Raw genomic sequence first — 13517 nt, 5'->3', positions numbered from 1 at the left:
GGCTCAGGGGCGGCGTACGGCAGCCTCGGCGAGGCCCGTGACGAGGATGCGTACGGTCGCCTCGGGGTCGACCCGGGAGTCCAGGGACTGGAGGGCGGCGAGCCCGTCGGCGGCGGCGGCCAGCGCCGTGGCGGGCGGAACGGGGTCGAAGGCGCCGGCCTGCTCGTCGGCCAGCACCTGGAACAGCCGTACGAAACACTCCCGCCAGCGGCGGTACTCCCCTTCGACCGCTGCCCGGACCCGTTCGTCGTTCAGCGCGAACCAGTGGAGGGCGGAGTGCAGGCGTGAGAGGTCCGGGCCCTCGGGCTGCGTGAGCAGTGCGATCACGCGCTCGGCGCGCTCGGTGAAGGAGCCGGGGCGGTCGACCGCGGCTTCCATCGGGCCGATCCACTCGGGGCCGATGTCCTCGACGACGGCGACGATCAGGGCGGATCGGTCCTGGAAGTGGTAGTGGCACATCCCGTGCGAGATCCCGCAGAGCGCGGCCACGTTGCGGGTGCTGAAGCGGGCGAAGCCCTCCCCGGCGAGCAGGGTGCGGGCGGCGGCGATCAGCCGCGCGCGGGTCTGCTCGCCCTTCGCCGACGTACGGGCGGTCCGGGCGGTACGGGACGGAGCCGGCGGCCGCCCGTCCTCGGCTGGTACTGCCAGTTCTGCTGCCACGGCGCCACTCTAACGAGCCCTCGTCAACGGCGCCGCAAGAACGATCAAGTGGCGCCAACACCCTTCTGTAACAAGGAAGTTGATGTAACTCAGATTATTGACCGAGCGCTCGGTCAGTAATACGTTCCCGGCCAATCGGTGGAGCGATCCACCCCTGGCCGATCGGAGAAGAGTGATGAACGATCACGCTGCACCCCAGGGCCCGTCCGGCAGACCGCCACGACGGGCCCTGGACCGGCGGGGCTTCCTGACGGCGGCAGGTCTCACGGCCGCCGGCGCCGCACTGGCGGCGGTGGGCGGCGAGGCCTTCGCGGCCGCCCGCCCCTTGGCGCGGCCCGCGTCCGCCGGCGGCTTCGCCGTCCCGCTCGACACCGTCCGGCACACCCGTACCTGGATGGCCTGGCCGGACAGCTCGGCCATCTGGGGGCGCCAACTGGCGGGCGTCCAGGCCAACATCGCGCTCATCGCGAAGACCATCGCCAAGTACGAGCCGGTCGCCATGTGCGCCAACTCCGCGAGCGTCTCGAAGGCGAAGAGCGCCTGCGGCTCGGCCGTCACCGTGATCGGGTCGATCCCCGTCGACGACTGCTGGATGCGCGACAGCGGCCCGGTGTTCCGTACGAACGGCGCGGGCGGACTCGACACGGTCGGCCTCAACTTCAACGGCTGGGGCAATCAGCAGACCCACGCCAAGGACGCCCTGGTCGCCTCGCGGATCGCCGCCTACACCGGAGTCCCGTTCTCCACCGCCGCCTTCGTGGGCGAGGGCGGCGCGGTGGAGACGGACGGCGCCGGCACCCTCATGGCCACCCGCAGCAGCATCATCAACCCGGACCGCAACCCCGGCCTGACGCAGTCACAGATCGAGGCGGCCATGTGCGCCGCCTTCGGCGCGTCCAAGGTGATCTGGTTCAAGGGGGTGCTCGGCCGGGACATCACCGACGACCACGTCGACGCCACGTCCCGCTTCCTGGCCCCGGGCCAGGGGCTGGTCCAGATGCCGCTCGCGGGCGACACCGACCCCTGGTCGAACGACGCGCGACAGCAGTACCAGATCCTGTCCACCTCCACCGGGGCCCAGGGCAATCCCGTCTCGGTCACCAAGCTCCAGGGCCCCGACTACGGGCTGATCCGTTCCACGAACCCCGACTTCGTCGCCGCGTACGCCAACTACTACGTGTGCAACGGCGCGGTCATCGCCCCGCAGTTCGGCGACTCCCGCGCCGACGCCGCGGCCGGGTCCACCCTCCAGCGCCTCTTCCCGGGCCGCACGGTCGAACAGCTCGACATCGACAGCCTCGGCGCGGGCGGCGGCGGGATCCACTGCGTCACCCAGCAGCAGCCCGTCCCGTAACCACCCCCAAGCGCAGCGGTCGGACCGCCACCGGCCCCCGGCCGCTGCGTTCCCCCACAGGAGCCTCCCGCGGCCTCAGCGGCGGACGCGGGGCATGCCCAGGCCGATCCAGGAGATGATCTCGCGCTGGATCTCGTTGTTGCCGCCGCCGAAGGTGAAGATGACCGCGCTGCGGTAGCCGCGTTCGAGTTCTCCGTGCAGGACCGCGCCCGCCGAGCCGTCCTTGAGGGAGCCGGCCGCGCCGACGATCTCCATCAGCCAGGCGTACGCGTCGCGGCGGGCCTCCGAGCCGTAGACCTTGACGGCGGAGGCGTCCTGGGGGGTGAGCGTGCCGTCCTTGACGGCACCCACCATCTGCCAGTTGAGCAGCTTCATCGCGTCGAGGCGGGCATGGGTGCGGGCCAGGCGGCCGCGGACCCAGTTCAGGTCGATGACGCGGCGGCCGTCGGCCAGCTTGGTCGCGGCGGCCCAGCGCTGGACGTCGTGCAGGGCCCGGATGGCCATGGTGCCGTGGGCGGCGAGGGTGACGCGCTCATGGTTGAGCTGGTTGGTGATCAGGCGCCAGCCCTTGTTCTCCTGGCCGACGCGGCGGCTCGCCGGGACGCGGATGTCCTCGTAGTAGCTGGCGGTGGTGTCGTGCGAGGCGAGGGTGTTGATGAGGGTGCAGGAGTAACCGGGGTCGGCGGTCGGCACGAGGAGCATGGTGATGCCCTTGTGCGCGGGGGCGTCCGGGTCGGTGCGGACGGCGAGCCAGACCCAGTCGGCGGTGTCCCCGTTCGTGGTCCAGATCTTCTGGCCGTTGACCACGTACGTGCCGCTCTCCTCGTCGCCCTCGCGGACGGCCTTGCACTTGAGGGCGGCCAGGTCGGTACCGGCGTCCGGCTCGCTGTAGCCGATGGCGAAGTCGATCTCGCCCGCGAGGATGCGCGGGAGGAAGTACGCCTTCTGCTCGTCCGTGCCGAACTGCATGAGGGTCGGCCCGACGGTGTTGAGCGCCATCAGCGGCAGCGGTACGACGGCCTGCGCGGCCTCGTCGAAGAAGATGAACTGGTCCATGGGCGACATGCCCCGGCCGCCGTACTCCTTGGGCCAGCCGACCCCGAGCCAGCCGTCCGAGCCCAGCTTGCGGATGGTCTCCCGGTAGAAGCGCTTCTGGGCGGCGGGGTCCTCGTAGCGGGCGTAGACGTCCTGCGGCACCAGCTCGGCGAAGTAGGCGCGCAGCTCGGTGCGCAACTGCTGCTGCTCAGGCGTGTATTCGAGGTGCACGGCCCCTCCGGGTATCTCGCGGTCAGCCGGTCGCTGTGGTGGCGGCGCACAGAGTAGAACGTGTTCCAAGAAGGGGGAAGGCTCGCGGGCCGCCGTTTGCGCCGACCGGCGGCGGGACTGCGGTTCGTGACCCACAATGGGCCTTCGGCGCAGGAGAGTTCGGGGATCCGGGGGGATACGTGGACGAGCAGGCCTGGGAGCGGGAATTCGCCGGGCGGGACCGGACGCCGGAGCACCGGGACCGGTCGCCGGGGCCCCGGGAGCAGCTCCCCGCCGCCCGTGACCGGCTGCCCGGGGACCGGCTGCCCGGGGACCGGCTGCCCGCCGGCCAGGACGAGGGCCCCGCCGGCGTGACGCAGATCCACGAGCCGGGCGCGCTGCCCGTCGATCCCGCGTTCCCCCTGCGCCAGGCGGCCTGGGAGTTGCTGCCGCAGGAGGTGCGCGCCAAGACGCTGGAGAAGGCGGGCCGGACCCTCCTGTGGTGGGCCAGGGTCTACACCGACCGCGCCCCGTTCGCGCTGGTGCTGGGAGACCGGGGGCTGTGCCGGGTCGAGCCGGTGTACCGGGACGGCAGGGCGGCGGAGCACCGGGGCGAGCGGGCCCGGGTGGAGCCCGGATCGCTGGTGAGCCGCTCCTTCGACGGGCGGCCTCGGCAGACGGGCGGGGCGGGCAGCGGCGGCGCGGCCGCGCCCGGCCGGCCCGGCGCACCCGTGGAGCGGCTGGTCCTGGACCCGCCGGATGCGCAAGGGGTGCTCGGGCACTTCCCCCTCGACGTACAGGACTTCCTCCAGCGCCCCTTCCTGGCCGGCCCGCGGGCGGTCACGGCCGAGTGGTACTACGAGGAGACCGCCGAGCCCGGGCACACCGACCTGTTCGTCCTCCTGTGCCTGTCCACGGACCGCCACGTCACCGCGGTCGAGGCCCGCCGCACCCTGGACCGGGGCGCGACACCGGACCGGGCCCGGTGGCACGCGATCACGTGCCACCGGGCCCGGCTCACCCCCCGCTGAGGGCGGCGGCGCCGGCTGCGGTCAGTTCAGCGCCGCGATCATCGCCGCGGCCGTCGCCGTCATCGCCGTACGGGCCGCCGTCAGGTACGGGCGGGGGTCCGCCGGGGTCAGGTGGGTGCGGATCGCCTCCGTCATCGCCAGGTTCAGCGCCGTGCCGATGTTGACCTTCCGGATGCCGCCCGCGACCGCCGCCGCCAGCTCCGCGTCCGGCAGCCCCGAGGAGCCGTGCAGCACCAGCGGTACGTCCACCGTCTTGGCCAGCCGCGCCAGCAGCGCGTGGTCCAGCTCGGCGGTGCGGCTGGTCATCGCATGACTGCTGCCCACCGCCACGGCCAGCGCGTCGACCCCCGAGTCGGCGACGAAGCGCCGGGCCTCGTCCGGATCCGTACGGGCCCCCGGCGCGTGCGGGTCCAGCGGCGCGGCGCCGTTCTTGCCGCCCACCTCGCCGAGCTCCGCCTCGATCCACAGCCCGTTGGCGTGCGCCCAGTCGGCCGCGGAGCGGGTGGCCTCCAGGTTCTCCGCGTAGGGGAGCTGCGCGGCGTCGTACATCACCGAGCTGAACCCGGCGTCCGCGGCCTGCCGGAGCAGGTCGGGGCTCTTGACGTGGTCCAGGTGCAGGCCGACCGGGACCCCGGCGGCCTCCGCGCACGCGGCGGCGGCGCGCGAGATCGGCAGCAGCCGGCCGCCGCGGAACTTCACCGCGTTCTCACTCAGTTGGAGGATGACCGGCAGGCCCGCCCGCTCCGCCCCGGCGACGACGGCTTCGGCGTGCTCCAGCGTGATGATGTTGAACGCGGCGACGGCGCGGCCCGCGGCGGCCGCGTCGAGGACGAGCGTCCCGGCGGGGACCAGGCTCATCGGACCGCCTCCTCACCGGCGGTCAGGATCACCGAGCGGGTCAGGTTCCGCGGCTGGTCCGGATCGAGGCCTTGGTGGGCCGCGACGGCGATCGCCAGCCGGTGCACCCGTACGAGCTCGGCGAGCGGGTCGAGGTGCCCGCCCACCCACTGGCCGCCGGTCGCCCGCACCTGCTCGGCGAGTCCTGCCGGGGTCTCGCCGAGCGACCAGGTGAGGGTGCCGGGCCCGGTGACGCTGATCGGCCCGTGCCGGTACTCCATCGCGGGGTACGACTCGGACCAGGACAGGGAGGCCTCGCGCATCTTCAGCGCGGCCTCGTGCGCCAGACCCACGCTCCAGCCGCGGCCGAGGAAGGTGAACTGGCCCCGGCTCGCCGCCTGTTCGGGCAGCGGTTCGGTGAGCGCGGTGCGGGCGTCGGCGACGACGGAGGGGGTGTGGAGGCCGAAGTGGGCGCGCAGCAGGGTCAGGGCGGTGGTCGCGAAGCGGGTCTGCACGACGGACTGTTCGTCGGCGAAGTCGAGTACGACGAGCTCGTCGGCGAGGGTCATCACCGGGGTCGCCGGATCCCCGATGACGGCGGTCGTGCGCACCCCCGTGTCCCGCAGCCCGGACAGCAGGTCGAGCACCTCGGTGGTGGTGCCGGACCGGGTGAGGGCGACGACCCGGTCGTAGCGCCGGTGCAGGGGGAACTCGGAGGCGGGGAAGGCGTCGGTCTCGCCCTGGCCCATCTCCTCGCGCAGGGCCGCGGCGGCCTGCGCCATGTAGTACGAGGTCCCGCACCCGACGATCGCGGTACGCTCCCCCGGCCGCGGCAGCAACGCCCTGTGGGACGGGGCCAGTTCGGCGGCCCGCTCCCAGCACTCGGGCTGCGTGCCCAACTCGTACGCGACGTGGCTCATGCCGGCTCCCTGGCGTGGTGGGTGCAATCGGTGCAGTTTCTTGCAAGGTAGCGGCCCTTTTCACGCAACTTCAAGCACCCAGAGGGGTTGATCTCTTGGGTTAATGTCGACGCGTAGGCCGTTGGAGCACACCCGAGGGGGTCGATCGCCGTGGGGTCCATGACCCGCAAGGAGCGCTGGCAGACGCTGCTGGATCTGCTGGTGGAGCGGGGCGAGCTGGAGGTCGAGCCGACGGCGGAGGCCCTCGGCGTCTCCGCCGCGACCATCCGCCGCGACCTCGACCAGCTGGCCGAGCAGCAGCTGCTGGTCCGCACGCGCGGCGGAGCGGTGGTGCACGGCGTCAGTTACGAACTCCCGCTGCGCTACCGCACCTCGCGCCGCGCCGCCGAGAAGCACCGGATCAGCGAGGCGGTGGCGCAGCTGATCGCCCCCGGCGAGGTGATCGGCCTGACGGGCGGTACGACGACCACGGAGGTGGCCCGGGCGCTGGCCGGCCGCCCCGACCTCGCGGCGGGCTCGCCCGCGCTGACGGTGGTGACCAACGCGCTCAACATCGCGGGCGAGCTCGTCATCAGACCGCAGTTCAAGATCGTCCTGACGGGCGGGGTCGCCCGCCCCCAGTCGTACGAGCTGACGGGCCCGCTGGCGCAGCAGGTGCTGGGCCAGCTGACGATGGACACGGCGGTGGTCGGCGTGGACGCGTTCGACCCGGCGGACGGCGCGGCGACCCGCCACGAGGACGAGGCCGCGATGAACCGCCTGCTGTGCGAGCGGGCCCGCCGGGTGGTGATCGCGGCGGACTCCAGCAAACTCGGGGTGCGGGCCTTCGCCCGCATCTGCCCGACCCGGTCGGTGGACGTCCTGGTCACGGACACGGCGCTGTCGGACGCGGTCGCGGCCGAGTTCGACGCGGCGGGCGTGGACGTGCGCAGGGTGTGACGACCGCCCCGTCGGTGCATGGGCAGGCGTCAGTGCGTGGGCAGGCGCCCCGCCTCGCGCGACAGGGCCGCCAGGATCGGGGCGATCAGGGGGTGGGATTCCGCGCCGCGGCGGGTGGCCGCGAAGACCCTCCGGGTGGGGGTGGAGCCCGAGACCGGGCGGACCTGGACCTCCTTGAGGTCCATGCCGCGCAGCGCCGAGCGCGGGACCAGGGCCACTCCCGCCCCGGCGCCCACGAGGGCGGTCACGGCGCGGAAATCGTCCGAGGAGTGCACGAACCGGGGCTGGAAGCCCGCCAGTTCGCAGGCGAGCAGGGTCACGTCGTGGCACGGGTTACCGGGGTACTGCCCCACCCAGTCCGCGTCGGAGAGGTCCGCCAGCGGGACCTCGGGGAGGTCGGCCAGCGGGTGTCCCGAGGGGAGCACCGCGTCGAAGGGCTCCGCGTACAGCGGGAGCACCGACAGCCGGCCGTCGTCCGCCCCCGGGGCGCCGCGGTACTCGACGGCCAGCGCGAGGTCGGCCTCGCCGTCGAGCAGCAGCGGCAGGCTCTGGTCGCCCTCCGCGTCCCGTACGCGCAGGCGGATGCCCGGGCGTTCGCGGGCCAGCCGGGCGATCGCGGGGGCGAGGACCTCGGCGATGCCGGTCGCGAACGCGGCCACCGTCACCTCGCCCGCCGCGCCTCCCGCGTAGGCCGCGAGTTCGGCCTCGGCGCGCTCCAGCTGGGCGAGGACCTCGTGGGCGTGGACGAGCAGGATCTCGCCCGCCGCCGTCAGGCGTACGCCGCGACCGCTGCGGGTCAGCAGCGCGTGCCCGGTCTCCTGTTCCAGCGCCGCGAGCTGCTGGGAGACGGCGGAGGGGGTGAGGTACAGGGCTGCGGCCGCGGCGGTCACCGTACGGTGGTCCGCCACGGCCCGCAGGATGCGCAGCCGGCGGGGGTCGATCACCTCACCATTCTCGCAGGTGGAGCGAGTCCCCCCGGCCCGCAGGGGCGGCCGGCTCCCGCCGGCCCGTGCGGCCCTCAGGCCTGCGCCGCCACCAGCGCCGCGCGGGCGTCGGTGAAGGCGGCGACCGCGCGCTCCACGTCCGCCGTCGAGTGGGCCGCCGAGAGCTGGACCCGGATGCGGGCCGCGCCCATCGGGACCACCGGGTACGAGAAGCCGATCACGTACACGCCGCGCTCCAGCAGCAGCTCCGCCATCTTCGCCGCCTCCGCCGCGTCGCCGATCATCACCGGCGCGATCGCGTGGTCGCCGGGGAGGATCTCGAAGCCGGCCTCGGTCATCTTGGTGCGGAAGAGCGCGGTGTTGGCGGCGAGCCGCTCGCGCAGGTCGCCCGCCGACTCCAGCAGGTCCAGGACCTTCAGGGAGGCGGCGGCGATGACCGGGGCGAGGGAGTTCGAGAAGAGGTACGGGCGCGAGCGCTGGCGCAGCAGCGCGACGATCTCGGCGCGGGCCGCGACGTAGCCGCCGGAGGCGCCGCCGAGGGCCTTGCCGAGGGTGCCGGTGATGATGTCGACGCGGTCCATGACCCCGTGCAGCTCCGGCGTGCCGCGCCCGCCGGGGCCGACGAAGCCCACCGCGTGCGAGTCGTCGACCATGACCATGGCGTCGTAGCGCTCGGCCAGGTCGCAGATCTCGGCGAGCGGGGCCACGTAGCCGTCCATCGAGAAGACGCCGTCGGTGACGATCAGCTTGCGCCGCGCCCCGCCCTCGGTGGCCTCCTTCAGACGGGCTTCGAGCTCGGCCATGTCGCGGTTGGCGTAGCGGAAGCGGCGGGCCTTGGAGAGGCGGATGCCGTCGATGATCGACGCGTGGTTGAGGGCGTCGGAGATCACCGCGTCCTCGGCGCCGAGCAGGGTCTCGAAGACGCCGCCGTTGGCGTCGAAGCAGGAGGAGTAGAGGATCGTGTCCTCCTGGCCGAGGAACGAGGACAGGCGCGCCTCCAGCTCCTTGTGCACCTCCTGCGTACCGCAGATGAAGCGGACCGAGGCCATGCCGTAGCCCCAGCGGTCGAGCGCGTCCTTCGCCGCGGCGACGACCTCGGGGTGGTCGGCCAGGCCCAGGTAGTTGTTGGCGCAGAAGTTGAGGACCTCGCCGGGGGCGCCGCCGGCGGTGACCGCCACGGCCGCGTTCTGCGGGGTGCCGATGACACGCTCGGGCTTGTGCAGGCCCGCGGCGCGGATCTCGTCGAGGGTGGTGCGGAGGTCTTCGCGTACGGACTCGAACATGGGCTTCGGCTTCTCCTTGTGCGGCGGACGAAGGGGGCCGGGCCCCGCGGAGGGGGGAGGGTGGGCGGGGCCCGGCCGGAGGGAGATGGTTCGGTGGGACGGAGGCGGGCGGAGCGCCCTTATGCCGTCCAGTCCAGGATGATCTTGCCGCTGCGGGCGGTGGCCGCCTCGTCGAACGCGGCCTCGAAGTCCCGGTGCGAGTAGCGGCCGGTGATGACCGGGCTGAGGTCGAGCCCGCCCTCCAGCAGCACCGTCATCGCGTACCAGGTCTCGAACATCTCGCGGCCGTAGATGCCCTTGATCGTGATCATCGAGGTGACGACCTTCGCCCAGTCCACCGGGAACTCCTGCGCGGGCAGGCCCAGCATGGCGATCCGGCCGCCGTGCGTCATGTTGTCGATCATGTCGCGCATGGCCTCGGCGCGGCCGGACATCTCCAGGCCGATGTCGAAGCCCTCGCGCAGGCCCAGCTGCGCCTGGGCGTCGGCGATCGTCGCCTTCGAGACGTCGAGCGCGAGCGTGGCGCCGGCCTTGCGGGCGATCTCCAGACGCTCGGGGCTGACGTCGGTGATGACCACGTTGCGCGCGCCGGCGTGCTTGGCCACGGCCGCCGCCATGATGCCGATCGGGCCAGCGCCCGTGATCAGGACGTCCTCGCCGACCAGCGGGAACGACAGTGCCGTGTGCACGGCGTTGCCGAACGGGTCGAAGATCGCCGCCACGTCCAGGTCCACGGCGGTCCGGTGCACCCACACGTTCTGCGCCGGCAGCACCACGTACTCGGCGAAGGCGCCGTCGCGCCCGACGCCGAGGCCGACCGTGCTGCGGCACAGGTGGCGGCGCCCGGCCAGGCAGTTGCGGCACTTGCCGCACACCAGGTGGCCCTCGCCGCTGACCAGCGCGCCGAGCTCGATGTCCCGTACGTCAGCGCCGACCGCGGCGACTTCGCCCACGAACTCGTGGCCGAGCACGAGCGGGGTCTTGACGGCGCCCTGCGCCCAGCCGTCCCAGGAGCGGATGTGCAGGTCCGTGCCGCAGATGCCGGTGCGCAGCACCTTGATCAGCACGTCGCCGGGGCCGTACTCGGGCTCGGGGACGTCCATGAGCCACAGCCCGGGCTCGGCCTTGTGCTTGACGAGTGCCTTCATGGGCGTGGCTCCAGGCATGCGGAGGGGACGCGGCAACCACTGGTGCGGGTGCGACGTATCGACAGGCACCAATCTGCCGAGCGCGGAGGTGATCAGTCCATCGAGGATTTCTTAAGCGGGTCGACAGCCCAGCTTCACGCCTATGCTCCTCACGTGAAGGGCTGTGGCCTGGGCAGGGGCCCGCGGCCGGGGCAGGGAATGGGGAGGTGAGGGGCGTGCCGAGTCTGCGCAGCAGAGCGCTTTCGGTCGCGCTGATCGCGGCGGGGCGGCGAAGACGGTTCGCGAGTGCCGAGGCGGTACGCGCACGGGTGGCGGAGACGGCCCGCCGGCCGGCCTCGCACTTGCCGCCGCGCTCGCTGGGACGCGTCGCCGACGTCTCCCGCACCTTCGTCGGCGCCTGGCCGGTGTACGACGCCTCGCCGCGCGGGATCGAGCCCGCGGCCCAGGTGCTGTACGTGCACGGCGGCGGGTACATCGACGAGCTGGTCCGCCCGCACTGGTCGATGATCCGGACCCTGGTCACGCAGGCGCGGGCCCGCGTCGTCGTCCCGGCGTACATACTGGCCCCGCGCGGGACGGCCGACCGGACGGTTCCGGTCGCCGCGGACCTGCTCAGCGGGCTGATCGCGAGCGGCGGGGCCGGCGGCACGGTGCTCATCGGGGACGCCGCGGGAGCCGGGCTGGCGCTGGCCGCGGCCCAGCGCCTGCGCGACCGTACGGGCGACCAGCCCTCGCGGATCGTACTGATCTCGCCCTGGCTGGACCTGACCATGAGCCACCCCGACCAGGCGGCGATCGAGGCGGCCGACCCGTTCCAGGCCCGGTCGGGGCTGCTGGAGGCGGGGCGGCTGTACGCGGGCACCCTGGCCACCGACGACCCGCGGGTGAGCCCCCTGCACGGTTCGTTCGCGGCGCTGGCGCCGATGACGGTGTTCACCGGCACCCGGGACGTGCTGACCACCGACAGCCGGGAGCTGCTGCGCCGGGCCCGTGCGGACGGGGTCGAGGTGGAGTTCCACGAGGAGCCGGGACTGCCGCACGGGTACCCGCTGCTGCCGGTGCCGGAGGGGCGCGCGGCCCGGGACCGGATCGTCGACCTGATCAGGTCCGCCGCCGAGGAGTGACCTCGGGCCGCCGGGCCGCGGCGGGGGCCGTCGTTGTCGTGCGGCCCGTCGTTGTCGTTTGGGCCGTCCAGACCGTGCGCGCCGTCATGCCGTGCAGGTCATCAGCGAGCTGATCGGCCAGGCGCGGTAGGCCGACCAGTACTCCTCGTCGCGCGCGCCCTCGGCGGGCGGGGTCCGGTTCGGCTGCCAGCCGACCGTGGAGAAGCCCGCCTCGACGGCGGCTTCGGCGAAGTCGGCGTGCGACCACTCGCGGAACTCGAAGTCGGCCGGCGGCTTGGTCAGGAACTGGGCCTTGAGCAGCGGCGCGTCGCCCTCCACGACGCGGTCGACGATGCGGACGCCGTACGGCGACCAGTCGACGTGCGGGTAGGCGCCGGCGTTCGGCACGATGGCCAGCAGCCGACCGCCGTCGCGCAGGTTGGCGCGGATCGACCGGAACATGGCGTGCAGGGCGGACCGGTCGGCGGCGTGGTTGAACAGGTACACGGCGGTGGCCAGGTCGAAGGGGCCCATCTGCGGCAGCTTGGTCGCGTCGGCGACGACGTACTCCACGGCGGGGGCCGTCGCGGTGCCCCCGCCCGCTCCCCGGGCCGTGGTCTCGGTAACCGCCGTGCCCTCCGTACCCGCCGTCCCGGCCGCCGCCGCAGCGCCCGACGGACGTACGGCTCCCACCGCTCCCTCCAGGGCGCCGACGCCGTCCCCGCCGATGACCCCGTGCGCGCGGGCCAGCCGGATCATCTCCTCCGAGATGTCCACGCCGACGGCCCGCCGGGCCCCGCCGCGCGCCAGCAGCCGCGTGTTGTAGCCGTATCCGCAGGCCAGGTCGAGGGTGTCGAGCCCGTGCACCCCGCCGAGCGCGTCGAGCGCCCCGAGCAGGGTGTGGGTGTCGGCGGCGGCAAAGGCCGCCGTGGTCTTCGACTCCACGAAGCGCTCGCCGATGGTGTCGTACTGGAACCGCATGCTCTGCCTTCCGTGGCGGGGTGGGACGCGTGCGTATCGTTCCCCGCAGCGCCCCCGGCCAGGACGGGGAGCGGCGGCCCGTCCCCCGGACGGGGGAGGCGTTCGGGTCAGTGCGCAGGGCGTACGGGCCGCCCGGCGACCGCCGGGAGCAGTTCGCGGGCGCAGCCCCGCAGCCAGGCGTGCGCCGGGTCGGCGTCGTGGCGCGGGTGCCAGGCGAGGCCGAAAGGGAGCACCGGCAGGTCGAGGGGCACCTCGAAGACCCGCAGCCCCAGCTCGGTGGCGAGCGGAACGGCCTGGGTGGCGATCAGGCCGACGAGATCGCTCTCGCGCAGCAGGAACAGGGAGGCGGGGTAGGAGCCGACGCTGCCCGCCACCCGCCGGGACAGCCCCTGCCGGGCGAGGGCCGCGTCCACGGGCCCCTCCAGCCGGCCGCGCCGGGAGACGATGAGGTGCTCGGCGGCCGCGAACCGGCGGGCGGTCATCGGGCCCTCCAGCAGCGGGTGGTCCGCCCGGGCGACGCCCATCATCCGCTCGTCGAAGAGGTACTCGACGCGGACCTCGGGGGATCCGCTGTCCACGACGCCGAGTTCGAGGTCGGCGACGCCCTCGCGCAGCGCCGGGGTGTCCACGTGGCTCTCCGACAGGAAGCGCAGCCGTACGCCGGGCGCCTCGCGGGCCACCCGCGCGAAGAGCGTGGCCCCGAAGGTGGCGGCGAACGCGTCGTGGGCCAGCACGGTGAAGGTGCGGGTGAGGGTGGGCAGGTCGACCTGTCCCCCGCTCAGGAACAGGGCCCGGGCCCGCTCCACGACGGCGCGGACCTCGCCGTGGACGGCGAGGGCGTGCGGGGTGGGGACCATGCTCCGCCCGGCGCGCACGAGCACGGGGTCGCCGAGGGCCTTGCGGATCCGGCCGAGGGTGCGGCTCATGGCGGGCTCGGACAGGTGCAGCCGGGCGGCCGCGCGGGACACGCTCGACTCCTCCAGGAGGACGTCGAGGGCGACGAGGAGATTGAGGTCCAGCCCGAATTGCGTCACACGCATTCATCCCTTGCAGAACTTGCACTGGAAAGCAG

At 73.6% G+C, this 13517-nt stretch carries 13 protein-coding genes; 4 read left to right on the top strand and 9 right to left on the bottom strand.

Annotation, left to right across the window (positions count from 1 at the left end; translation table 11 throughout):
* Window positions 1–3: 3 nt before the first annotated feature.
* Window positions 4–660, bottom strand: coding sequence for a TetR/AcrR family transcriptional regulator (locus CP980_RS29705; RefSeq protein WP_150529480.1), 657 nt, complete (start codon window positions 658–660; stop codon window positions 4–6).
* A 175-nt stretch (window positions 661–835) separates the two neighbouring features.
* On the opposite strand from CP980_RS29705, the gene CP980_RS29700 reads away from it, so the two are divergent.
* Window positions 836–2014, top strand: coding sequence for an agmatine deiminase family protein (locus CP980_RS29700; protein ID WP_150529479.1), 1179 nt, complete (start codon window positions 836–838; stop codon window positions 2012–2014).
* A 75-nt stretch (window positions 2015–2089) separates the two neighbouring features.
* Here the strand turns inward: CP980_RS29700 and CP980_RS29695 are convergent, their stop codons facing one another.
* The gene (locus CP980_RS29695; RefSeq protein WP_099894132.1) at window positions 2090–3280 is read right to left on the bottom strand and encodes an acyl-CoA dehydrogenase family protein; all 1191 of its coding nucleotides are present in this window, start codon (window positions 3278–3280) and stop codon (window positions 2090–2092) included.
* 179 nt (window positions 3281–3459) lie between these two features.
* Between CP980_RS29695 and CP980_RS29690 the strand changes: the two genes are divergently transcribed.
* Entirely contained in the window at window positions 3460–4290 is an 831-nt protein-coding gene (locus CP980_RS29690; RefSeq protein WP_150529478.1) for a hypothetical protein, read from the top strand.
* Between the two features lie 21 nt (window positions 4291–4311).
* Here the strand turns inward: CP980_RS29690 and CP980_RS29685 are convergent, their stop codons facing one another.
* A complete protein-coding gene (locus CP980_RS29685) occupies window positions 4312–5148 on the bottom strand; it encodes a class II fructose-bisphosphate aldolase (protein ID WP_150529477.1) in 837 nt (278 codons plus the stop codon).
* A complete protein-coding gene (locus CP980_RS29680) occupies window positions 5145–6047 on the bottom strand; it encodes an SIS domain-containing protein (protein WP_150529476.1) in 903 nt (300 codons plus the stop codon). The genes CP980_RS29685 and CP980_RS29680 overlap by 4 nt, the downstream gene beginning before the upstream one ends.
* A 159-nt stretch (window positions 6048–6206) precedes the next feature.
* Between CP980_RS29680 and CP980_RS29675 the strand changes: the two genes are divergently transcribed.
* Window positions 6207–6986 (top strand): DeoR/GlpR family DNA-binding transcription regulator, encoded by a 780-nt coding sequence (locus CP980_RS29675; protein WP_150530404.1) that lies wholly within the window; start codon window positions 6207–6209, stop codon window positions 6984–6986.
* Window positions 6987–7015: 29 nt separating this feature from the next.
* Here CP980_RS29675 and CP980_RS29670 read toward each other — a convergent pair whose 3' ends face one another.
* The 3 genes from CP980_RS29670 to tdh all read right to left on the bottom strand — a co-directional run bounded on the left by CP980_RS29670 (window position 7016) and on the right by tdh (window position 10361).
* The gene (locus tag CP980_RS29670) at window positions 7016–7930 is read right to left on the bottom strand and encodes a LysR family transcriptional regulator (protein WP_132758900.1); all 915 of its coding nucleotides are present in this window, start codon (window positions 7928–7930) and stop codon (window positions 7016–7018) included.
* A gap of 74 nt (window positions 7931–8004) precedes the next feature.
* Window positions 8005–9213, bottom strand: a complete 1209-nt coding sequence (locus tag CP980_RS29665; protein WP_150529475.1) for a glycine C-acetyltransferase — start codon at window positions 9211–9213, stop codon at window positions 8005–8007.
* Window positions 9214–9332: 119 nt separating this feature from the next.
* On the bottom strand, window positions 9333–10361 hold the full coding sequence (gene tdh, locus CP980_RS29660) for an L-threonine 3-dehydrogenase (RefSeq protein ID WP_132758898.1): 1029 nt from the start codon (window positions 10359–10361) through the stop codon (window positions 9333–9335).
* Between the two features lie 215 nt (window positions 10362–10576).
* On the opposite strand from tdh, the gene CP980_RS29655 reads away from it, so the two are divergent.
* Window positions 10577–11485: an alpha/beta hydrolase fold domain-containing protein gene (locus CP980_RS29655; protein WP_167535897.1), complete on the top strand. Its 909-nt coding sequence runs from the start codon at window positions 10577–10579 to the stop codon at window positions 11483–11485.
* 84 nt (window positions 11486–11569) lie between these two features.
* Here the strand turns inward: CP980_RS29655 and CP980_RS29650 are convergent, their stop codons facing one another.
* Both CP980_RS29650 and CP980_RS29645 read right to left on the bottom strand, forming a co-directional pair.
* Complete coding sequence (locus tag CP980_RS29650) at window positions 11570–12445, bottom strand: class I SAM-dependent methyltransferase (RefSeq protein WP_150529473.1); 876 nt, start codon at window positions 12443–12445, stop codon at window positions 11570–11572.
* A gap of 107 nt (window positions 12446–12552) precedes the next feature.
* Complete coding sequence (locus CP980_RS29645; protein WP_150529472.1) at window positions 12553–13485, bottom strand: LysR family transcriptional regulator; 933 nt, start codon at window positions 13483–13485, stop codon at window positions 12553–12555.
* Window positions 13486–13517 lie beyond the last annotated feature (32 nt).

It is taken from the genome of Streptomyces vinaceus (assembly GCF_008704935.1).
Lineage (GTDB): Bacteria > Actinomycetota > Actinomycetes > Streptomycetales > Streptomycetaceae > Streptomyces > Streptomyces vinaceus.
The sequence above is the reverse complement of the archived record's forward strand: the minus strand, read 5'-3'. Positions and strand labels throughout refer to the sequence as shown.

What these genes read in the sequence shown, in the direction of transcription:
- tdh (WP_132758898.1), bottom strand. Translation starts at nt 10,361, where the DNA reads ATGAAGGCACTCGTCAAGCACAAGGCCGAGCCCGGGCTGTGGCTCATG.
- CP980_RS29665 (WP_150529475.1), bottom strand. Translation starts at nt 9,213, where the DNA reads ATGTTCGAGTCCGTACGCGAAGACCTCCGCACCACCCTCGACGAGATC.
- CP980_RS29675 (WP_150530404.1), top strand. Translation starts at nt 6,207, where the DNA reads ATGACCCGCAAGGAGCGCTGGCAGACGCTGCTGGATCTGCTGGTGGAG.
- CP980_RS29700 (WP_150529479.1), top strand. Translation starts at nt 836, where the DNA reads ATGAACGATCACGCTGCACCCCAGGGCCCGTCCGGCAGACCGCCACGA.
- CP980_RS29680 (WP_150529476.1), bottom strand. Translation starts at nt 6,047, where the DNA reads ATGAGCCACGTCGCGTACGAGTTGGGCACGCAGCCCGAGTGCTGGGAG.
- CP980_RS29685 (WP_150529477.1), bottom strand. Translation starts at nt 5,148, where the DNA reads ATGAGCCTGGTCCCCGCCGGGACGCTCGTCCTCGACGCGGCCGCCGCG.
- CP980_RS29650 (WP_150529473.1), bottom strand. Translation starts at nt 12,445, where the DNA reads ATGCGGTTCCAGTACGACACCATCGGCGAGCGCTTCGTGGAGTCGAAG.
- CP980_RS29645 (WP_150529472.1), bottom strand. Translation starts at nt 13,485, where the DNA reads ATGCGTGTGACGCAATTCGGGCTGGACCTCAATCTCCTCGTCGCCCTC.